Here is a 20,281-nt window from a genome sequence, read left to right as displayed (position 1 = left end):
CGTGTTTAAGGAATAGTGGAAAACGTGAGCAAGCCCAGTAACACCGCATTCTCGGCCCCCAAGGGCGTCCCCGACTACGTGCCGCCGGCGTCCGCGGAGTTCGTCGCGGTCCGCGACGGCCTCACCCGGGCCGCGCGGCTCGCCGGATACGGGCACATCGAGCTGCCCATCTTCGAGGACACCGGACTGTTCGCCCGCGGCGTCGGCGAGTCCACGGACGTGGTCAGCAAGGAGATGTACACCTTCGCCGACCGCGGCGACCGCTCGGTCACGCTGCGCCCGGAGGGCACCGCCGGCGTCATGCGGGCGGTCATCGAGCACAGCCTCGACCGCGGCCAGCTGCCGGTCAAACTCAGCTACGCGGGCCCGTTCTTCCGCTACGAGCGTCCTCAGGCCGGCCGCTACCGGCAGCTGCAGCAGGTGGGCATCGAGGCGATCGGTGTCGACGACCCCGCCCTCGACGCGGAGGTCATCGCGATCGCCGACGCCGGATTCCGGTCCCTCGGCCTGGACGGGTTCCGCCTGGAGATCACCTCGCTCGGCGACGACACCTGCCGACCGCAGTACCGAGAGCTGTTGCAGGAGTTCCTCTTCAGCCTCGACCTCGACGAGGACACCCGTCGGCGCGCCGAGATCAACCCGCTGCGCGTGCTGGACGACAAGCGCCCGCACGTCAAGGAGATGACGGCCGGGGCGCCCCTGATGCTCGACCACCTCTCGGAGGAGGCGAAGGCACACTTCGACGAGGTGCTCGCGCACCTCGACGCGCTCGGCGTCCCGTACGTGGTGAACCCGCGGATGGTGCGCGGGCTCGACTACTACACCAAGACCACCTTCGAGTTCGTGCACGACGGCCTGGGCGCGCAGTCGGGGATCGGCGGCGGCGGCCGCTACGACGGACTGATGGAACAGCTCGGCGGTCAGCCGCTGTCCGGCATCGGGTTCGGCATCGGCGTCGACCGCACCGTGCTCGCGCTCGCCGCGGAGGGCAAGACGGTCGCGAGCCCGGCGCGCTGCGAGGTGTTCGGCGTGCCGCTCGGTGACGATGCGCGGGCCCGCATGGTGGTGGTGGCGGCGCAGCTGCGGCAGGCCGGAATCCGGACGGACGTCGCCTACGGCGGGCGTGGACTCAAGGGCGCGATGAAGGCCGCCGACCGCTCCGGCGCCCGGCTGGCGCTGGTCCTCGGCGAGCGGGACCTCGAGGAGGGCGTGGTCGGGCTCAAGGACCTGGCGACCGGAGACCAGCGGCCGGTGCCGCTCGACGACGTGGTCGCGCAGGTCGGGGCGTTCCTTGGCGAAGGGTGACGCGGCCGCGGGCCCGGTGTCGCTGGACCTGATCCCCGCGTCCCTGATCGCGCCTCGGCTGCGGAAGGTCGCGGCGGTGGCGGTCGGGCTCGGTGTCGTGGTCGGCGCGGTGGTCGGGATCTTCACCTCGCTGTGGACGGGGGTGCTGGTCGGCGCGATCATCGCGCTGCCCACCGCGTTGTCCGCGCTCCTGACCCTGCGCCGTCGAATCTGGATCAGCGGCAACGTCGTCCACGCCCAGAGCGCGTTGCGGTCGAAGTCGGTGGATCTTTCCGCCGCGGCGACCACAGAGCTGCAGGTGCGCGCGGCCCGGGTCAGTCAGCTGATCTTGCGGGTCGGTGACGGCAACACCGTGGTGTCGGTGCCGCTGGCCCTCTACACCGAGGACGGTGGGCGCGAGCTCGAGGTTCTCGGGCTGCGGTCGCTGGCCGACGCGTTGGTCTCGAGTGAGTTGGCGCCCGCGTTGGCGATGTCGACGGTGCTCGTCGCCCAGCTGCGGGCGGAGGCCCGTGGCGCGGGCCTCGAGGAGCGCCCGCTCTATCGGGCCGTGCACCTTGCGAAGGATGCCGGCCGGGTGCCGCAGACCGTGCTCACCGACCAGGAGGTCGTCGGTCTCACCGACTGACCGGGCTCGGGGTCGGCCCGGCGGGCCGGTGAAGTCCGACCGTCAGTCGGATTCGCCTCGCACGTAACGGACGGATGCCAGTACCGCGTCCATGTCGATGTCCAACTCGGGATGTCGTTCGGCCATCTCGCGGAACTCGGCAATTGCCTCGGCGTGGGTTGGCGGACGACGAACAGCGTTGTCAGTGCTGGGAACCCCGTGCATGGCAGTCATGCGCGCCACTTTAGCTGCAGTGTCCGCCACCCGCACGGCGCTAACCGGTTGCGGCCGAGTGTGTCTCGGCCGCAACCGGTCTGGTTGTGGTGGGTGCAGGTCTTTGCTGAGTGGCCAGTGCCCTCGGGTCAGACTCCGTGGATCACGCGCCGGTTGTGAGCCGGCCTCGGTCTTCGCAACGGGTCCACCCAGGCCGGAGGTGTGAACCAAGGGAACCCGTCTGATTCGATCTGCACGGCCCAGTGGTTCCTGTGGATGATCGTGTGGTGCTTCTTGCAGAGCAGCACCAGGTTCGACAGGGCGGTCGGGCCGCCCTTGGACCAGTGTTGGACATGGTGGGCGTCGGTCCAGGCGGCGGGGCGGCCGCATCCGGGGAATGCGCAGCCGCAGTCCCTTGCCACCAGGGCTTTCCGGAGTTTCGGGGAGATGATGCGGGTGGTGCGGCCGACGTCGAGGGGGTTGCCGCCCCGGTCGACGAAGACAGGGGTGACCTGGGCGTCGCAGGAGATGCGGGCGGCGATGGCGGCGGAGACGGGGCCGGCCCAGGGCATGGTGGCGTGGCGGCGTCGGCGGTAGTGCCGAGGCGGCCGGACGTCTGAACAGCCGTCGTAGCGTTCGCCGCCGACTGGTCCGGTTGCGTTGTCGCGGTGGTAGTCCCAGCAATTCCCGGACCAGGCTCCGGTCGCGGGTGTGGGTGCGGTCGCTGAGGCCGCGTCTCTCAAGGCATCGATGTCGATGGTGACGGTGACGTGGGGTCGTTCGCCGCCCTCCATCGGTCCGCGGGCGTTGTCGAGGTGGCCGCGGATGATCTGCTCCAACGCGTCGGCGCGGCGCTTGGCAGCGGAGCGGGGGTCGCGGATCGGGTGGCCATGCTCGTCGGTGCTCGGGTGCGGCTTCGACAGTCCCGAAAGGGCGGTCTGGAGGGCTTCGCCGGTCTCTGCGTCGAAGGTGCCTGTCACGTGCACCCGCCCGCCGAGTGTGGCGCTGGCGTGGAACTCGTTGAGTTCCGGGTTCTCGGCGTCGGACGGCAGGTCGTTGTCGCGTTCGAAGATGATCTCCAGTTCGCGGGCCCGGTCGCGGAGCTGTGTGGGGTCGTCGACCTGGGCGGCGATGAGCAGGTAGGCCTCGCAGTCGTCGGCCCGACCGCTGTTCGGGTCCGGGTGCTCCCAGTCCGTGCCGTCGGGTGCCGGGTCGACGTGAAAGTCCTTGGTGAGCTTCGCGAGCCTGTCGAGGAAGTTGACGATCACCTGGACGTGGGCGAGTTCGATCCGTCCGGTGTTCAGGACGTCGGCGATCTGCGGGTGGAGGGGCAGCTCGCGGGAGAGGCGGACGATCTGGGCGGCGCGGGCACGGTGCATCCGGGTGGCGCCGGCGAGCCAGGAGGTGGTGTCGGCGGCGCCGGCGTGTTCGGGCAGGCACCTTTGGTCGGCCTCGTGGACGAGTCGGACGAGAAGGGCGTCCCGCCGACGGATGTCCTGAACCAACTCCGGAACCGCCGACGCGAGCTCGGTTTCGTCGAGTCGCCATGCTTCGACCCGGGCGGGGTCGGTGAGCATGGCGTCGAGTTTCATACATCGAATTCTACTCGCACGCGCATTCGATCGCAATGTTGTTTTGCCTGGTTAAGCGTATAAAAGGTGTGTGATGCCGATCGGTGAATCGCTGGCCCACGAGGATGTCGGCCGGTGGGAATATGGTCCTTCGCATGACGGGACCTTCCTACTTGGACATGACGCGGGCCGCATACGACACGGTCGCTGTGGACTATGCCGAGCTAGTTCGCGGCATGCTCGCGGACCAGCCATTCGACCGGGCCATGCTGGCAACGTTTGCGGAGTTCGTGCGCGACGCGGGCGACGGTCCCGTCGCGGACCTGGGATGCGGGCCGGGCCGGGTGACGGCGCACCTGCGGTCACTGGGACTCAGTGCGTTCGGTGTCGATCTCTCGCCCGAGATGGTCGCGGTGGCCCGCCGCGACCATCCGGAGCTTCGGTTCGATGTGGGCTCGATGACGGAACTGGACCTGGAAGACGGTGTCCTCGTGGGAATTGTCGCGTGGTACTCGATCATCCACACTCCGCCGGAGCTGTTGCCGGTGGTCTTCGCCGAGTTCCACCGGACCCTGAGGCCCAGCGGCCACCTGGCGCTCGCATTCCAGGTCGGCGACGAACGCGTCCGGCTCGAGGAGGCGTACGGGCACACGGTGTCCTACGACGTGTATCGACTGTCGCCCGACCGGATCGTCGGGTTCCTTCGGGAGGCCGGCTTTGACGTGCATGCGCAGCTCCTGCGGGAGCCCACGCCTCCCGAGAAGCAACGCCAGGCATATCTGATGGCGCGCAAGCCCTCCGAGTAGTCGAACGGACACCAGACAAGTGCGAGGCGGACCAAATTCAGCCAGCGCGCATGGCGGCACCGAGCCGCGCGGCGTAGTCGTCGGCCTCGACCTCGTCGGCGTACTTTGTTCGCGGCCAGAAGAAGCCGCGCAGGCCGTCACCCTTGGTTCGCGGCACCACGTGCACGTGCAGGTGCGGCACGCTCTGCGAGACCACGTTGTTCACGGCGACGAACGACCCCTGCGCGCCGAGCGCATCGACGACAGTCGACGAGAGGCGTTGCGCGACAGCGAAGAGTGGCGCGATCAGCTCGGCCGGGAGGTCCGCCAGGACCGCGACGTGCCGGCGCGGCACCAGCAGCACGTGGCCCTTGAACACCGGCCGCCGGTCCAGGAAGGCGACCGTGTCGGCGTCCTCGAAGACGATGTGAGCCGGCGCGGAGCGGTCGACCACGTCGCAGAAGGCGCACTCGCCGCTCACCGGCTCAGGCCTCGGCCGCGAACTCTGCGAGCAGTGCGCCAGCCGGTGTTCGTAGCGATTCGACGTCGGTCCACCCCAGCACCCGCAGGCCCGCGTCGGCGAGCAGTTGGGGCGAGTCGGTCCCGGTGCCCGGCTGGTCGCCGCCCCCGATGTCGACCCCCTTGACATCGTCGCCTGCCATGTCCCCGCCCTCCGTGTCCCCGCCCTCCGTGTCCCGGCGCTCCGTGTCCCGGCCCTCCGTGTCCCGGCCCTCCGTGTCCCCGCCCTCCGTGTCCCGGCGCTCCGTGTCCCGGCCCTCCGTGTCCCGGCCCTCCGTGTCACTGCGTTCGTTGATCACGCTCTCGACGATGCGGAAGGGCAGGCCGGCGCGGGCGGTGTCGGCGGAGTCCTGCTGCCCCAGCACGGCCGCGGCGAGGGCGCCGTAGTGCCGGCGCAGCATCTGCCGCTCCCGGCGGAACTGGGCGAACCGCTCGGTGCGCAGTTCGGGCAGCAGGTACAGCGCACCGAGGTTCCACCGTCCAGACATCAGCTGCCCGGCGTCGAACAGGATCAGCGCATACAACCGGACCGCGGCCGGTTCGTCGCGCTCGGCGAGGCGCGAGGCCAGCCGGAGCGGGGCCGATACCGTCTTCTCCAGCAGCGCCACCAGGAGGTCGTCCTTGGTGGCGAAGTGGTGGTACAGCGAGGCCTGACGCATCCCGACCACCTCCGCGATCTGGCGCGTCGAGGTGGAGGAGAACCCCCGGGTGGTGAACAGTTCCGCCGCCGCGTCGAGGATCTCTGCCTGCGCGGTCCCGCCCGGCCGGCGCTGCTTGGTCAGCCGTGGGCGGCCCGGTCCGGCGGTGGTCACGGCCCCATCCTGTCAGAGTCGGATCCCACGGCGGGGGACCGATGTGGGGGAGGATGTAACCGTGACGCGACACGGGTCCGCTGCCGGACCGCGGCGGGCCGAGCTGCTCGCCGCGTTGTCGCTCGCCATCGACCTCGGGTTGGGTCAGCCGATGGAGCACATGCTGCGCTCCTCGCTGATCGCGACCAGGCTTGCCGACCGTTGCGGGATGGACGCCCGGGCCCGCGGCGCGGTCTACTACGGGACCCTGATCGCCTGGATCGGTTGTCACGCGGATTCTCCCGAGATCGCGGCCGCGTTCGGCGACGACATCGGCTTCCGAGCCGACACCTACCGCGTCGACCGGGCGGGCCTGCCCTTCCTGCGTCTGATGCTCGAACACACCGGTTCCGGACTGCCGCTGTGGGAGCGCACCATGCACCGGGCGGCGTTCGCGGTGACCGCCCGTTCACGCATGTCGGATCTGATCAGCTCGCACTGCGCCTCGGCCGGGGCGCTGGCCGACCGCGTGGGGTTGGGTGAGGAAGTGTCCGCCGTGGTCGGCGCGATGTTCGAGCGTTGGGACGGTGCGGGGCTGCCGACCGGCGTGCGTGGACCGGACGTACCCGAGGTGGCCTGCATCGCGCAGGTGGCGGACGTGGCGGAGGTGCACCTGCGCGCGGGCGGCGTCGCGCAGGCGGTCGCCGTGGTGCAGGCGAGGGCGGGTCGGGCGTTCTGTCCGTCGGTCGCGCAGACCTTTACCGAACACGCCGACGAGATTCTCGACGGCCTGCTGACCGGCGACGTGTGGACGGAGTCGCTCGCGCAGGCGCCGGACGGCGACCGGGAGCTGTCGGAGGCGGAGCTCGACGGGTTGCTCCGGGAGCTCGGCGCCTTCGTCGACCTCAAGTGCCCGGCGCTGGTCGGTCACGCCGCGGCGGTGGCCGACCTGGTCGCCGCAGCGGCCCGGCACGCCGGGATGGGGCCTGCCGATGTCCGCGTTCTCTACCGCGCCGGCCTGGTGCACGGTCTCGGCCGGATCGGCGTCTCGAACTCGGTCTGGGACAAGACCGGCCCGTTGACGGCCGCGGAGTTCGAACGGCTCCGGCTCTACCCCTACCTCACCGGACGGATCCTCGATCGGGTCGTCGGTCTCGAACCGATCGTCGCGATCGCGGCCGCTCACCGCGAGCGGCTCGACGGGTCGGGATTCCCACGTGGGGTCCGCGGCGCCAACCTGTCGGCATCCGACCGGCTACTCGGGGCGGCCGAGGCGTATCAGGGCTGGCTGGAGCCCCGCCCGTACCGGCCGGCGATGGGGCCGGACCTGGCCGCGGACCGCTTGCGCGCAGAGGCCCGGGAGGGACGCCTCGACGCCGAGGCGGTGGATGCCGTGCTCGCGGTGGCCGGCCATCGCATCGACCGGGCGCGTCCGTGGCCCGCGGGCCTGACCGACCGTGAGGTGGAGGTGCTGCGGCTGCTGGCGTACGGCCGGTCCAACCGGGAGATCGCCACCGACCTGTCGATCGCGGCCAAGACGGCGCGCAATCACGTCGAGCACATCTACCTCAAACTCGGGGTGGGCAACCGGACGCAGGCCAGCCTGGCCGCGATCGACCACGGGCTGGTGCGTCCGCCGGTGCACGCCTCGTCCGACTGATGGGGCAGTTGCCTCATGCCGATCCGGGCGCGGCGGCGAAGAGTCGACACCATGACGAACAACGGAGGACGACCCAAGGCCGTGATCAGTCTGACGACCGGCCTCGAGGACGCGGAGAAGGTGACGGTGGCCTTCCTGGTCGCCGTCGGTGCGGCGGAGGACGGCCGCGAGACGCTGATGTTCCTGACGAAGGAGGCGGTACGCCTGGTGCTGCGCGGGACCCTGCAGGGCGTGGCCTGCGACGGATGCCCGCCGCTGCCCGAACTGGCCGCACGCTACGAGGCGGCGGGCGGCCGATACCTGGTCTGCCCCATCTGTTTCGACGCGAAGCATCTGGACAGCGAGGCGTTGGTCCCGAACGCGGAGGTGGGCGGCACTGTGGTGATGTGGAAGTGGATCGACACCGACCCGGTGGTCACCTTCAGTTACTGACGCGCCGTCAACTCAGCACGAGCGTGTCGAGCAGCACGTAGGCGGCGACGGCGAACACCAGGTAGGCGAACCAGTGTTGGAGTCTGCGGGTGTCGACGCGGCTGCCGAACCGGCCGGCGATCAGTGAGGCGGCGATTGCGGCGCCGGCGAAACCGATCGTGGTGGCGGGGTCGACCGTGACGCCGCCGCCCAGCTGCGCGACGAGGCCGGCGGCGGAGTTCGCGACGATGACGAGCAGTGACGTTCCCACCGCGATCCGCATTTCGACACCCAGCATGAGCACCAGCGCGGGGACGATGAGAAATCCGCCGCCGACGCCGAAGAGCCCCGTCATGACACCGACGGCGAAGCCGACCGGGATCGAGCGTGAGGCACAGCGGCGCCAGTTGATGCCGGAGTTGCCCACCCTGCATGCGGTGCCGGTGTCACCGGTGTCGGCGAGCATGCGGGCGCCGGCCACGACCATGACCATGGCGAACCCGACCATTACGACGGTCTGCGGTAGCTGCCGTCCCAGGGCGCTGCCGAGGAAGGTTGCGGGGATACCGGCGGTGGCGAACACCGCCGCCAGCCGCCACTGCACGAGGTGCGCGCGGATCTTGGGGACGGCCCCGACGGCCGAGGCGGCGCCGACCACGATCAGCGAGATCGGGATCGCCTCGTCGAGGTCGAGGCCCAGGGCGAACACCAGCACCGGCACGGTGAGGATGGATCCGCCGCCGCCGAGGAGTCCGAGCAGGACGCCGATGGCTGCGCCGGCGGCGAGGGCCAGCGCGATCGTGAGCGTCATCTCGGTCAGCGACCGTTGATCCGCGGGATCCCGAGGCGCTGGAGCAGCAGGCTCATCGGGCACCAGCCCACCGCGCTGTAGAGCAGGAGGTTCGCGGCGACGAACGCGGTGAGAATCAGCCACCAGGCGGAGAACGCGAGTACCAGTGCCGCGCTGAGCAGCACGACCGTGCCGCCCAGCAGCGGAACCACCCGTTCGATGGTCCAGCCGTGGTGTCGGGGGAGAGCTGCCATGACGGTCGGTGCCGTCCTTTCGATAGTTTGTGAATCAGGCGGAGACGGCGGCGCGTTCGGTCCAGGCGGCGTATCCGCCGACCAGGTCGCTGACCTTCTCGAGGCCGTCGGCACGCAACAGTGATGCGGCGACCGACGAGCGCCAGCCGCCCGCGCAGTGGACGACGATGGGCTTGTTCCGCGGCAGGTCCGCAAGGCGGGATCGCAGCTGCGGGAGGGGGATCGACCGGGCGCCGTCGATGACGCCGAAGTCGCGTTCGCCGGGGTTGCGTATGTCGATCAGCGTGACGGCGTCGGCGTCGAGGAGTTCCTCGAGCTCGACGGCCGTGGTGCGCGGCCCGGTGTGGACCAGGTCGGTGAGCGCGTCCGGGAAGGTGGTGTCGACGGTGAGATAGCCGACGGCGTTGTCGGACCCGATGCGCGCCAGGCGCATTGCCGCCTCCTGTTCCTCGCCGGGATAGGTGACGAGCACGATGCGCTCGCCGATGTCGGCGACCATGCCGCCGGTCTCGGCGAATCGGCCGTCGAATCCGACGTTGACCGAGCCGCGCAGATGCCCGGCGGCGAAGTCGTCGGGGGTGCGGGCGTCGAGAACGCGGGTGCCGCTGGTCATCTCGGCCCGCAGGTCTTCCGCGGACAGATCGGGGATGCGCCGATCCTGGTCGAGCAGGGCCCGATTCGACTTGTTCAGCGCCACGTCGGCGGCGAAGTACCCCGGCACCGCGGGCTGGCCGTCGGTGATCAGGGCGACGAACGCCGCCTCGCTCATCGGCTGCACCGACGGGTTGGTGCGCCGCTGTTCGCCGATGGTGGAGGTCAGCTCGGACGAGAGGTTCTTGCCGCAGGACGACCCCGCCCCGTGGGCCGGCATGACGGTCACCGCGTCGGGCAGGGCCAGCAGCGTCTCGTGGACGGTGCGGTACATCGCCCGGGCGAGGTCGGTGTTGGTGCCGTCGCCGAGATTGGCCAGGTCGGGGCGTCCGACGTCGCCGATGAAAAGCGAGTCGCCGGTCAGCACGGCGGACGGCTCGGCGTCGCGGCTCTCGCGGACCAGCAGGCTGATCGACTCCCACGTGTGGCCGGGTGTGGCGAGGATCTCGATGTCCACGTTCCCCAGGGTCAGGTGCTGGCCGTGGGTCAGTCGGACGATCGGGTAGTCGGTGTCCGCGGCCTCGCCGAAGCCGATCCAGGCGCCGGTTGCCTCGACGAGTTCGAGGTGTCCGGAGACGAAGTCCGCATGGAAGTGCGTGTTGACGACGCCCTCGATGGTCAGGCCGTGTCGAGCGGCGTCCGAGAGGTACTCGGTGATGTCGCGCCGCGGGTCGACCACGACGGCGCGGCCGGTGCTCTCGTCGCCGATGAGGTACGACGCGTGCGAGAGGCACTCGATGTAGTACTGCTCGAGGATCATCGGGACAACCTTCCTACTTCTCAGCTTCCTTGCTGCCCAGGTCAGTGGGGTGATGAGTACAGGGTGCCATATACCCCCATAGGTATGTCAAGTACCCCATGGGGTATATGGCCAGGGGTGACTGTGGGAAGCGAGAGGGCGGATCTGCATCTCGACTCCGGCAGAGCGGTGGGGACGAGCTACCGGCGCGACACCAATGCGCGCCGCAGCAGCGGGATCAACGGCCGCGGCGACGGCGCCCCCGTCCGGCGGAACGGGGCCGAGTCGCGGGAGGCGGCAACCCATTCCGTGGCCGTGACGTCGGAGAGGTCCAGACGGAACTCGGTGGACGCGGTGAGCTGGTGCAGCAGCAGGGTGCCGGTGCGGCCGTTGCCCTCGCTGAAATTATCTTCAGTCGTGCTGACCGGTATCTGGGTGGCGTCGGCAACTGTGTCGCGGGCAGTGTCGCCGACGAGTGTTCAGTCCCGGTGGGACAGTCACGGGGCCTTGTTCACGTTTCGGCATCCGTTTTGGATCCTTCGGGCCATATTTGCGGGGTCTGTCAGGACGCCGAGGAGGTACAGATACGGCAGGTACGCAACTTCGATGGGGAGGGATCCGTCGTGGTGGGCGAGAACCCTAGATCCACGGTGCTCGCGATCGCCGGTGGCGCTTCCGCCGAAGCCGTGGGTTGCATTGCGCCTCGCTCGCATGAGGGTGGTGATTGCCTTGTTTGGCTCGAGCTTTTCGAGGTCGCCGTTCGCTTTGACCAGATCGACGGCGCCGCTGGCGCGTTGCTTCTGGATGAAGAACCCGTCGGCAATCGTTGGTAGCGCATCCACCGCAGCCTGTGCAGTAGGAAGTAGCGCCTGCTGGACGTCGGATGGCATCGCCGCCTTGATGCGGTCGAGTGTCTTCTGAGCTCTCTTTGGGTCGCACAACTCCGACATGTCGCCACCGAGAAATGCCTCGCCGACCAGGTCTAGGGAGCTGAAGGTGAGATTCGTGTGGCGTACGCATCGCGCCATGACAGCATCGTCGACGTCACACGGCTGAACAACTCCTGAATGTTCATCAGCCAGTTCTGGTGGTGGTAGGGCAGATAGCTGCCATTCGCATCGCTAAAATTGCTGGGATCGCTCAGGCAGGCGAACATCTGGTCCAACTTCAGTACCCACCAGTCAATCGCATCTGCCCAGCGTTGCGACGGGAGTTCGTTGTTTGCCGTTCCCGGCCACGATATGGGCGCGGTTCTCGGCAGTAGTTGGAGAGGTTCAACCGGGTGGGGGGTCACCCCCGGGATCATCTTTCCGAGATTGAAGACGACCGTACCGAGCAGTCGTTGGCCGTGTACTGCCCAGAGGAGTGGCGATCTGCACGCGAACAGTGGGCCAAGGAAGGTATCTGTCAGTACGCCTGAACCAAAGAGATCAGAGTTGGAACCAAACATCAGACTATCGGTCGACTGCCCTGCTCGCCCGCTTCGAATGTCGTCTATGAAGAGTGGGTCCTGATCCAATCGAAGAAGTATCGCCGGCAGCTTGGAGCGTGTGTAGAGGCGCACGTCGACTGAGACAAGGTGCGCAGATAGGTCAGGAAAGAGTTTGTCTCCATCAACTGTCGCTTGCTTCAGGTACTGGTAGGTCGACGACACGGTCTCAGATACGTTGTCGTCCTTTGCGCCCGATAGGTCGACCTGTACCCGGTAGAGCGCCGCCGCGAGGTCGCCCCGTCTGATGCGCTCGTCGACGGATCGTCGCTCCTCGTCAAATGCTTCCTCCGTAGCAGCAGGTGATTCAAGATCCTGGGGTGGAAGGTCAATTAGGTCGAACCGTTCATCACGTAGCCAGGGCGCAGCTAGTGTCTTGGCCTCCACGAGCTTCCGTGTCGTACTCGGTCGCCGATAGATCGTGTCGCGAATCGCCCACAGGCCGGTCGACGGATCTTGTCGACCATGGAGACCCATCGATTTGAAAAGCTGCTCCAGGTTTCCGCCTCCGAGTTCGGATGGCAGGCTTGAGTTTCACGGTGTTGCTGCTGGCGGCGGGAGAAGGCACCGGCCGATCGTACTTACCGTAGGGAGATGCAATTGGATATCGAGCATGACAGCCGTCCGCTCGCGTCGACCCTTCCGGGGAGTGGCTTTGGCTGTTGATCCGCGGAAGGTCGTCCGGCAGAAGCTCATGCAGATGGCGGTCCTCGAAAAGATCGACGGCGAGCACTTGCCAATCAACACGGATCAGGTTCACGGAAGCCTGCTGACGATCCGCGAACATGTCCAAGGCAAGACCATGACCGATTGCCTGGACCGCTGGGATCAGCTAATCCGGGACAACGACCTCGACAGCATCCGCAGGATCGTCACGGCGGACGGCGAAACCAGCGACGAGATGAGGAACCTCTCGCCACTCACAGTGCTCCTCAGTGAGCGTGAGCGCCGTCAAGTTCTCAGCGCCGTCCGGAGGCATTTCACGGAGCACCCTGAGGCGCGGTAGGCAGGCGAGCAGGAGGTCCCGACGACACGCGCCATGCCTGTGCACCTCCGGTTCGGGCCGGAAGGCAAGATTGCAGGCGAGCACGGTTGGTTCCGCGGAGAGTTGGGTTGTCATGGGTTCAGTGCACGAAGTCATCGAGGCGTTCCGCGAGGCACCGTCCAACTCCGAGCGGGGCACCAAGTTCGAGCAGCTGATGGTCCGATACTTCCAGCTAGACCCGATGCTCGCCCAACAGTACGACCAGGTATGGCGGTGGATCGACTGGCCGGGCCGCGACGGCAAGCCGGACACCGGCATCGACCTGGTCGCCCGCGAACGCGACACCGGCGCGATGACGGCAATCCAGTGCAAGTTCTACGAGCCCACCCACACCCTCGCCAAGGGCGACATCGACTCCTTCTTCACCGCGTCGGGGAAGAAGCCGTTCACCAACCGGGTGATCATCTCCACCACCGACCGCTGGGGCAAGAACGCCGAGGACGCCCTCGACGGGCAGAACGTGCCGGTGCAGCGGATCGGGCTCGCCGAGATCGCGGAGTCGCCGATCGACTGGGACATCGCCTGGCCGGCAGGCGAACTGCAGGTCGGTCTGTCGGAGGCGAAGCGGCACGAGCCCCGCCTGCACCAGCAGGCTGCTATCGACGCCGTGTTCGCCGGATACGAGGCCGGCAACGACCGCGGCAAGCTGATCATGGCCTGCGGCACCGGCAAGACGTTCACCGCGCTGAAGATCGCCGAACGCACCGCCGCCGAGAGCGGCGGCAACGCGCGGATCCTGTTCGCGGTGCCGTCCATCTCCCTGCTCTCGCAGACCCTGCGGGAGTGGACCGCCCAGGCACAGCTGGATCTGCGGGCGTTCGCGGTGTGCTCGGACACCAAGGTCTCCCGCTCCGCGGAGGACGTCGCGGTGCACGACGTCGCGATCCCCGTCACCACCGACGCCGCGACGCTGGTCGCAGAGATGGGCCACCGCAAGCGGGCGAAAGGGTTGACTGTGGTGTTCACCACCTACCAGTCCCTCCCCGTCGTCGCGGCCGCGCAGGCGCAGGGTGTGGACGGGTTCGACCTGGTGATCTGCGACGAGGCGCACCGCACCACCGGCGTCACCCTGTTCGGGGAGGACGAGTCGAACTTCGTGCGCGTGCACGACGCCGACTACCTCCGCTCGGCCCGCCGGCTGTACATGACGGCGACGCCGCGGATCTTCGACGAGACTGTCAAGGACAAGGCGCAGGAGCATTCCGCGGAGCTGGCGTCGATGGACGACGAGACCCGCTACGGGCCGGAGTTCCACCGCCTCTCGTTCGGGGACGCCGTCGAACGCGGACTGCTCACCGACTACAAGGTGATCGTGCTGACCGTGGACGAGGACCTCGTCGCCTCGCCGCTGCAGCAGCAGCTCGCCGGGGACTTCTCCGAGCTGCGGCTCGATGATGCGTCGAAGATCGTCGGCTGCTGGAACGGCCTCGCCAAGCGCGCCGGGAAGACCCCGGACGGCACCGGCTTCGCCCCGGGCGAGGCGCCGATGCGGCGGGCCGTGGTGTTCGCGAAGGACATCGCCGCGTCCAAGCAGGTCGCCGCAGTGTTCCCCGCCGTCGTCGACGCTTACCGGGACCTGCTCACCGACAGCGAGAACGACGGCCACGAGGTGGCGTCGACGAACCTCGACCTGGCCTGCTCGGTCCGTCACGTGGACGGCACGTTCAACGCCCTGCAACGCAACGCCGAACTGGCCTGGTTGAAGGCGCCGGTGCCGGACGGTGAGTGCCGGATCCTGACCAACGCCCGCTGCCTCTCCGAGGGCGTCGACGTCCCGGCTCTGGATGCGGTGATGTTCCTCAACCCCCGCAACTCCGTCGTCGACGTCGTCCAGTCCGTCGGCCGGGTGATGCGCAAGGCCGACAACAAGGACTACGGCTACATCATCCTTCCCGTCGCCGTCCCCGCCGGCGTCTCCCCGTCGCAGGCACTCTCGGACAACCGCCGGTTCAAGGTCGTCTGGCAGGTCCTCAACGCGTTGCGTGCGCACGACGACCGGTTCAACGCGATGGTCAACTCCATCGCCCTCAACGCCACCACCGCCGACGCGAAGGTCGGCAAGGGCACCACCATGCTGATGGGCGATCACATCGGACCCGTCAGCGACCACGACGAATCCATCGGCGGCACAGGCACCTCCGATTCCTCGAATGCCGCCGGCACCGACACCACGCCCGGTACCGGTGGGCAGATGGCGCAGCAGATGGCGCTGTTCTCACTGTCGGAGTGGCAGGAGGCGATCGTCGCGAAGATCGTCGACAAGGTCGGCACCCGCGCCTACTGGGAGGACTGGGCCACCGACGTCGCCGACATCGCCGCCGCCCAGATCACCCGCATCCGCGCCCTGTTGGCCGGCGCCGACCCCGCAGTGACAGCGGCCTTCGAGCAGTTCCACCAAGGGCTAAAAGACAACCTCAACGACTCCGTCAGCCACGACGACGCGATCAGCATGCTCAGCCAGCACCTGATCACCAAGCCGGTGTTCGACGCCCTGTTCGCCGAGCACGACTTCGCCTCCCACAACCCGGTCTCCCGCGTCATGCAGACAATGGTCGAGACACTCGGCGACTCCGGGCTCGAGGCCGAAACCGCCAAGCTCGAGGGCTTCTACGCCTCGGTGCGGGTGCGGGCCGGCGAGGTCACCACCGCAGACGGCAAGCAGAAGGTGATCGCGGACCTGTACGAGAAGTTCTTCCGTATCGGCTTCAAGAAGCAGTCCGAAGCACTCGGCATCGTCTACACACCCGTCGAGGTCGTCGACTTCATCCTCCGCGCCGCAGACCAGGCATCCCGGGACGCATTCGGCCGCGGCCTGACCAGTGAGGGGGTGAACGTCCTCGATCCGTTCACCGGCACCGGCACCTTCATGACCCGACTGCTGCAGTCTGGGCTCATCGAGCCCGGCGATCTGGCGCGCAAGTACGCGGACGAGTTGCACGCCAACGAGATCATGCTCTTGGCGTACTACATCGCGGCGGTGAACATCGAGTCCACCTACCACGCACTCATCGGCACGGAGGCAGCTGCGGAGTACGCCCCGTTCGAGGGGATCGTGCTCGCCGACACCTTCCAGATCACCGAGGACGGCGACAGCCTGGATGGGGTGATGTTCCCTCAGAACAACGATCGCATCGTCCGCCAAAACACCATCCCCATAAACATAATTATTGGAAATCCTCCGTACTCAGTCGGCCAAACGAGTGCGAACGATCTCAACGCGAACATCGGCTACCCGACGTTGGACGGCCGGATCGCCGCCACCTACGTCAAGCGCTCGACCGCGACGAACAAGAACAGCCTCTACGACTCCTACCTGCGGGCCTTCCGGTGGGCCACTGACCGGATCGGCGACTCCGGGGTGGTCGCGTTCGTCTCCAATGGCGGCTGGATCGAGGGGAATACCGCTGACGGTATCCGCCTCTCGCTGGCCGACGAATACTCCCGGATCTACGTCTACAACCTGCGCGGAAACCAGCGCACCGCAGGTGAACTCTCCCGTAGGGAAGGCGGGAAAGTCTTCGGCTCCGGCAGTCGGAATACCGTCGCGATCCTGATCGGCGTCAAGAACCCTGCCCACACGGGCGACTGCGAGATCTTCTACCGAGACATTGGGGACTATCTCACTGCAGAGGACAAGCTCCGCATCGTCGACGAAGGCACACTCGATACGGTCGGCTGGCAGACCATCGCCCCGAACGCCCACGGAGACTGGACCAACCAGCGCAACGATGAGTTCGAGGCATGGCCTGCGATCGGAGACAAATCCAACTCGGCTGCCCCGGCGGTGTTCTCGACCTACTCCCGTGGATTGTCAACCGGTCGCGACGCTTGGTGCTACAGTGCGTCTCGCGCCGCTCTTGTGACGTCGATCGACACATTGACAGCTCAGTACCGTGACGCCCAGACGCGATTCGCCGCGTACTGCAAGGACATCGGTGAGCCCAAGCCGTCACAGGACACTGTGACCAGTTTCCTTGCGGCTAGCCCCGATCTGACCGGAACCGGCAAGATCAGCTGGAATCGCGGACTCCGCAACGATCTCGCCAAGGGCACCGCGATCGCCTTCGTGGAAGACTCGGTGCGGCTCGGCAGCTACCGTCCGTTCAACCGCCAGTGGTCATACCTCGACCGCCGTGTCAACGACATGATTTACCAGCTCCCCGCGATTTTCCCGACCCCGCGCCACAAGAACATCGGCATCGTTCTGACTGGACCGGCATCGCACTTCGAGTTCACGCCGTTCATCACGGACCTGCTGCCAAACCTGCATGTCCTCGACACTGGCCAGTTCTTCCCTCGCTGGACCTATGTCAAGGCTGAGTCGACTGACGGCGAGCTGGACTTCGCCGCGGCAGATTCGGCCGAGGTTGACGAGTACGGCTACCGCCGGGTCGACAACATCACCGACGGCGTCCTTGCGCTCTACCGCGGTGCCATCGGCGACCAGGTCACGAAGGACGACATCTTCTTCTACGTCTACGGTCTGCTGCACGATCCGGCCTACCGGGAGGCGTACGCGGCGGATCTGAAGAAGATGCTTCCGCACATCCCGACCCCGGAAACCCGAGAGCGATTCGACCGCCTCGCCTCAGCCGGCCGCGAGCTCTCGGACCTGCACGTGGGCTACGAGGCGGTCGAGCCGTACGACCTCGACGTGCAGCTCAAGCCGGGTGCTGCCGCGGAGGATCCTGAGACGTGGCGGGTGTCGAAGATGAAGTGGGGCAAGAAGAAAGACCCGGAGACCGGGAAGAACATCGACGACCGCACCACGCTCGTCTACAACCCGAAGGTCACCATCGCCGGTATCCCCGAGGAAGCCGAGCGGTACATGCTCGGCCCCCGCTCTGCGCTGGCATGGACTATCGACCGATACCAGGTCAAGACCGACAAGGCCTCCGGGATCGTCGACGACCCCAACGACTGGTGTGACGAACACGATGACCCGACATACATTGTCGACCTGATCAAACGGGTCACCACGGTGGCCATGGAGACGATGAAGATCGTCGACTCGCTTTGAACTGAGGTCGATGCTTGAGGGCTTACGTTTCCCCAGGTGGGTGGCGAGGATTCTCACGAAACACACTGGTGAGTGACGCGGCCTCCAGTGCGATGAACGTCGCGTTCGCCGGCCTCGAAGCCTCGGGGCGGCGAACGTGCGGGCGATCAGGGGTTAGCTGCTGGTAAGAGGCTCGACGTCAAAGGTTAAGCTCCCGACCCGTGAGTGTCCTTGAGTTCATTGCGTCTATGACCGGATCGCTGGCTTGGCCGGTTGTTGTGGCTGCTATCGCAATTGGATTGCGCAAACAAATCCAAGCGCTCGCCGGACGGTTGGTCGCTAGATTCGCGATGCTGACCGAGCTGAGCGGATTAGGGGTCTCGCTCAAGTTCACTGAGACACTCGACGAGCTGGAAATGGGCGTCAAGGAGATCAAAGAAGTCTCAGCCGCTGACCGTGTCACGGCTTCGGACGAGGCCACGGTGGTGAAGCGCGACGAGTTCCGCTCTGAGGTGCCGCCGGTGGTACAAAGCGACGAGCCGCTCGTGACGTTGTTGGAGGCATACCGGGTCGTTGAACTCGCTGTGTGGAGGGCGCTCGAACGCCACGGCCTCGGTGGCAACCGAAAGAAGCCTCTGCAATCGGCGATCAGGACGCTGCAATCCAATACGGTGGCCGATAGTTCACTACTTCGCCTCGTCGACGACCTGGTAAGCCTCAGGAAGCAAGCGGTTCATGAGCTTGTTCCCGTTGATCGAAACGATGCCGAGAGGTATACGTGGATCGCGGCGGACATCGCTGAGTATCTTGATGGGCTCTGAATCGGCATACAGGTGATCACCAACCGAGGGATATCGGGGGTCTTGTCGGGGTGTTCCCTTAGAGTCTTGCGGCATGGCATGGCAACCGCTGTCGCGGCGCACCCGAGGGCTTGAGCCAGACGGTCCGTACGAAGGAGTCCCGGCCCATCTGGTCAGCGGGCTAGGTGCATGGCTCAACGCAACTTTGAGCAACGGTGTGACAGCTATTCGCGGCGACACCGTCCGATCAGTTGCGATGCGTCTCCGTGTGCCCCTTCCGACCTTCGGCAGCGACTACGACTGCTTGCAGGCACTGTTCGCGCATGCGGACGTCGACGACGACGCCTTCTTGGATGTGGTTGATGCAACTCTGAATGTCGCGGGAAGCTGGGGCAACAACAACCACGAGTTGCGGACACTTCTGGAAAGCGCGGCTTCAGCCTGGACTGTTGGCCAGGATCGGCAATCACTTGCCCGGATTGTATCCAGTGAGGCACAGAACACCTTTGAGCTCGCCGTGGCTGAGGCAGACGAAGCATCGAAGGAGTTGCGGGACGCCTGGGCGAATGCCTTTGGTCGGAATGGCAACCCGTCAGACGCCTGGGATCACGCGATCAAGGCGGTCGAAGACACCCTGATACCTGTGGTTGTACCGAAGAAGGACAAGGCAAATCTGGGGAGTGTAATCGGCGTTCTCGGTAGCCAACAGTCGGCGGGGCAGTGGCAGATGGTTCTGCCGGGGCATGAGTTGACAAACGACGTCACCCCGCTTGTGGCGATGCTCCGGTTGATCTGGCCGAATCACGACCGCCACGGCGGGGTAGCTACCAAGCGCTCACCATCCGAGGCCGAGGCGCGGGCTGTCGTGACGCTGGCCGCGACGATTGTGCAGTGGCACCGGCAGGGCTGGGCCGTGCAGAAGCGGTAGCTGCGCCGGTAGGGCTAGAGCGGGACATATGGCGATGGTCTGCTGCCATGAAACTGCAGGTGATTCGGCAAATCAGCGCAGTGTTAGCATGCCGCTTCAACGTTTGGACGAACTCGCCCGAGGGTTAGGCGCCGGAGGGTTGTTGGACGATGTGAAGGCGAATCGGGATGCGAGGGGTTAGGCCTATGACTGCGCCGGGCAGGGGATCCCTCCTTGGCGCGGCGGGCCTCCGGTATGTCCAGGTAACAGCTCACGGCGCTCCAGCACCGATCGACACGACACGCAATCCTGAATCTGAGTTCCGCTGCAGCGGCCCGCTCTGAGCCCGTTGCCGCTGATCACCTCGCAACCACGAGAGGCAGCATGAGCCCCAGCCACGATTGCACCCTGGACTGGAATATCACCCCTGACCCGCCCGGGGCGGACGAGGCGGTTCAGCTGCTAGGTCAATACCGGCAGGCGATCGTCGAACGTCGCTACGTCCCCGATCTGGCTCCGCTAACTGCCCAGGACCATACGATCGCGCTCCACGTCGTCAGCGAATTGGCTCGACGCGTGGACGACTACCGGCACAGCATCATTGAGCAGGCGCTCGCTGCCCACCTGTCCTGGGAAGCCATCGCTGGCAGTCTTCGATTGGACGTCGGCACAATCCAGGAAATCTATCGAAGTCGCCTCGATCGGCAATTTCCGCCTACTGACCTGGGCTGACTGTACGCCCCAGGTT

18 protein-coding genes and 1 pseudogene are annotated in these 20,281 nt (G+C 66.7%); 10 read left to right on the top strand and 9 right to left on the bottom strand.

Annotation, left to right across the window (positions count from 1 at the left end; translation table 11 throughout):
• Positions 1 to 24 precede the first annotated feature (24 nt).
• Together hisS and RT2_RS07200 are read left to right on the top strand one after the other, a co-directional pair.
• On the top strand, positions 25 to 1,305 hold the full coding sequence (gene hisS / locus RT2_RS07205) for a histidine--tRNA ligase (RefSeq protein ID WP_072843877.1): 1,281 nt from the start codon (positions 25 to 27) through the stop codon (positions 1,303 to 1,305).
• Positions 1,292 to 1,930: a hypothetical protein gene (locus tag RT2_RS07200; RefSeq protein ID WP_072843876.1), complete on the top strand. Its 639-nt coding sequence runs from the start codon at positions 1,292 to 1,294 to the stop codon at positions 1,928 to 1,930. The genes hisS and RT2_RS07200 overlap by 14 nt, the downstream gene beginning before the upstream one ends.
• A gap of 42 nt (positions 1,931 to 1,972) precedes the next feature.
• On the opposite strand, the gene RT2_RS25765 is transcribed toward RT2_RS07200, so the two are convergent.
• Together RT2_RS25765 and RT2_RS07195 are read right to left on the bottom strand one after the other, a co-directional pair.
• A complete protein-coding gene (locus RT2_RS25765; RefSeq protein WP_169888201.1) occupies positions 1,973 to 2,143 on the bottom strand; it encodes a hypothetical protein in 171 nt (56 codons plus the stop codon).
• Positions 2,144 to 2,271: 128 nt separating this feature from the next.
• Positions 2,272 to 3,714, bottom strand: coding sequence for an HNH endonuclease signature motif containing protein (locus RT2_RS07195; RefSeq protein ID WP_072843875.1), 1,443 nt, complete (start codon positions 3,712 to 3,714; stop codon positions 2,272 to 2,274).
• Positions 3,715 to 3,848: 134 nt separating this feature from the next.
• On the opposite strand from RT2_RS07195, the gene RT2_RS07190 reads away from it, so the two are divergent.
• Positions 3,849 to 4,499, top strand: coding sequence for a class I SAM-dependent DNA methyltransferase (locus RT2_RS07190; RefSeq protein WP_072844217.1), 651 nt, complete (start codon positions 3,849 to 3,851; stop codon positions 4,497 to 4,499).
• Positions 4,500 to 4,536: 37 nt separating this feature from the next.
• On the opposite strand, the gene RT2_RS07185 is transcribed toward RT2_RS07190, so the two are convergent.
• Both RT2_RS07185 and RT2_RS26305 read right to left on the bottom strand, forming a co-directional pair.
• A complete protein-coding gene (locus RT2_RS07185) occupies positions 4,537 to 4,959 on the bottom strand; it encodes an HIT family protein (RefSeq protein ID WP_072843874.1) in 423 nt (140 codons plus the stop codon).
• A gap of 310 nt (positions 4,960 to 5,269) precedes the next feature.
• A pseudogene (locus RT2_RS26305) lies at positions 5,270 to 5,809 on the bottom strand (TetR/AcrR family transcriptional regulator); the annotation flags it as partial.
• Between the two features lie 61 nt (positions 5,810 to 5,870).
• On the opposite strand from RT2_RS26305, the gene RT2_RS07175 reads away from it, so the two are divergent.
• Both RT2_RS07175 and RT2_RS07170 read left to right on the top strand, forming a co-directional pair.
• On the top strand, positions 5,871 to 7,448 hold the full coding sequence (locus tag RT2_RS07175; RefSeq protein ID WP_072843873.1) for an HD domain-containing phosphohydrolase: 1,578 nt from the start codon (positions 5,871 to 5,873) through the stop codon (positions 7,446 to 7,448).
• A 51-nt stretch (positions 7,449 to 7,499) separates the two neighbouring features.
• A complete protein-coding gene (locus tag RT2_RS07170) occupies positions 7,500 to 7,880 on the top strand; it encodes a DsrE family protein (protein ID WP_072843872.1) in 381 nt (126 codons plus the stop codon).
• A 7-nt stretch (positions 7,881 to 7,887) separates the two neighbouring features.
• Here the strand turns inward: RT2_RS07170 and RT2_RS07165 are convergent, their stop codons facing one another.
• From RT2_RS07165 to RT2_RS25350, 5 genes are all read right to left on the bottom strand, one after another.
• Entirely contained in the window at positions 7,888 to 8,670 is a 783-nt protein-coding gene (locus RT2_RS07165) for a sulfite exporter TauE/SafE family protein (protein WP_072843871.1), read from the bottom strand.
• A 5-nt stretch (positions 8,671 to 8,675) separates the two neighbouring features.
• Complete coding sequence (locus RT2_RS07160) at positions 8,676 to 8,903, bottom strand: YgaP family membrane protein (protein WP_072843870.1); 228 nt, start codon at positions 8,901 to 8,903, stop codon at positions 8,676 to 8,678.
• A gap of 34 nt (positions 8,904 to 8,937) precedes the next feature.
• Positions 8,938 to 10,314 carry an MBL fold metallo-hydrolase gene (locus tag RT2_RS07155; RefSeq protein ID WP_072843869.1) on the bottom strand — a complete coding sequence of 459 codons (1,377 nt, stop codon included), beginning with the start codon at positions 10,312 to 10,314 and terminating at the stop codon, positions 8,938 to 8,940.
• Positions 10,315 to 10,790: 476 nt separating this feature from the next.
• A complete protein-coding gene (locus tag RT2_RS07150) occupies positions 10,791 to 11,243 on the bottom strand; it encodes a hypothetical protein (RefSeq protein ID WP_139191135.1) in 453 nt (150 codons plus the stop codon).
• Positions 11,244 to 11,275: 32 nt separating this feature from the next.
• Complete coding sequence (locus RT2_RS25350) at positions 11,276 to 12,169, bottom strand: hypothetical protein (RefSeq protein WP_139191134.1); 894 nt, start codon at positions 12,167 to 12,169, stop codon at positions 11,276 to 11,278.
• A gap of 226 nt (positions 12,170 to 12,395) precedes the next feature.
• On the opposite strand from RT2_RS25350, the gene RT2_RS07145 reads away from it, so the two are divergent.
• From RT2_RS07145 to RT2_RS07125, 5 genes are all read left to right on the top strand, one after another.
• Positions 12,396 to 12,788, top strand: coding sequence for a hypothetical protein (locus RT2_RS07145; RefSeq protein WP_072843867.1), 393 nt, complete (start codon positions 12,396 to 12,398; stop codon positions 12,786 to 12,788).
• A 112-nt stretch (positions 12,789 to 12,900) separates the two neighbouring features.
• A complete protein-coding gene (locus RT2_RS07140) occupies positions 12,901 to 17,847 on the top strand; it encodes a DEAD/DEAH box helicase (protein WP_072843866.1) in 4,947 nt (1,648 codons plus the stop codon).
• Positions 17,848 to 18,047: 200 nt separating this feature from the next.
• Positions 18,048 to 18,647: a hypothetical protein gene (locus RT2_RS07135; RefSeq protein ID WP_139191133.1), complete on the top strand. Its 600-nt coding sequence runs from the start codon at positions 18,048 to 18,050 to the stop codon at positions 18,645 to 18,647.
• A 73-nt stretch (positions 18,648 to 18,720) separates the two neighbouring features.
• Positions 18,721 to 19,554 (top strand): hypothetical protein, encoded by an 834-nt coding sequence (locus tag RT2_RS07130; protein WP_139191132.1) that lies wholly within the window; start codon positions 18,721 to 18,723, stop codon positions 19,552 to 19,554.
• Between the two features lie 363 nt (positions 19,555 to 19,917).
• Positions 19,918 to 20,265: a hypothetical protein gene (locus RT2_RS07125; RefSeq protein WP_072843863.1), complete on the top strand. Its 348-nt coding sequence runs from the start codon at positions 19,918 to 19,920 to the stop codon at positions 20,263 to 20,265.
• Positions 20,266 to 20,281: the final 16 nt, after the last annotated feature.

Origin of the sequence: Rhodococcus tukisamuensis NBRC 100609, assembly GCF_001894985.1 — a bacterium.
Classification (GTDB): domain Bacteria; phylum Actinomycetota; class Actinomycetes; order Mycobacteriales; family Mycobacteriaceae; genus Rhodococcus_G; species Rhodococcus_G tukisamuensis.
This window is presented reverse-complemented; position numbering and strand designations above follow the sequence as displayed.

What these genes read in the sequence shown, in the direction of transcription:
- RT2_RS07130 (WP_139191132.1), top strand. Translation starts at nt 18,721, where the DNA reads ATGGCATGGCAACCGCTGTCGCGGCGCACCCGAGGGCTTGAGCCAGAC.
- RT2_RS07160 (WP_072843870.1), bottom strand. Translation starts at nt 8,903, where the DNA reads ATGGCAGCTCTCCCCCGACACCACGGCTGGACCATCGAACGGGTGGTT.
- RT2_RS07125 (WP_072843863.1), top strand. Translation starts at nt 19,918, where the DNA reads ATGAGCCCCAGCCACGATTGCACCCTGGACTGGAATATCACCCCTGAC.
- RT2_RS07165 (WP_072843871.1), bottom strand. Translation starts at nt 8,670, where the DNA reads ATGACGCTCACGATCGCGCTGGCCCTCGCCGCCGGCGCAGCCATCGGC.
- RT2_RS07155 (WP_072843869.1), bottom strand. Translation starts at nt 10,314, where the DNA reads ATGATCCTCGAGCAGTACTACATCGAGTGCCTCTCGCACGCGTCGTAC.
- RT2_RS07140 (WP_072843866.1), top strand. Translation starts at nt 12,901, where the DNA reads ATGGGTTCAGTGCACGAAGTCATCGAGGCGTTCCGCGAGGCACCGTCC.
- RT2_RS07190 (WP_072844217.1), top strand. Translation starts at nt 3,849, where the DNA reads ATGACGGGACCTTCCTACTTGGACATGACGCGGGCCGCATACGACACG.
- RT2_RS07150 (WP_139191135.1), bottom strand. Translation starts at nt 11,243, where the DNA reads ATGTCGGAGTTGTGCGACCCAAAGAGAGCTCAGAAGACACTCGACCGC.
- RT2_RS07170 (WP_072843872.1), top strand. Translation starts at nt 7,500, where the DNA reads ATGACGAACAACGGAGGACGACCCAAGGCCGTGATCAGTCTGACGACC.
- RT2_RS07195 (WP_072843875.1), bottom strand. Translation starts at nt 3,714, where the DNA reads ATGAAACTCGACGCCATGCTCACCGACCCCGCCCGGGTCGAAGCATGG.
- RT2_RS07145 (WP_072843867.1), top strand. Translation starts at nt 12,396, where the DNA reads ATGACAGCCGTCCGCTCGCGTCGACCCTTCCGGGGAGTGGCTTTGGCT.
- RT2_RS25765 (WP_169888201.1), bottom strand. Translation starts at nt 2,143, where the DNA reads ATGACTGCCATGCACGGGGTTCCCAGCACTGACAACGCTGTTCGTCGT.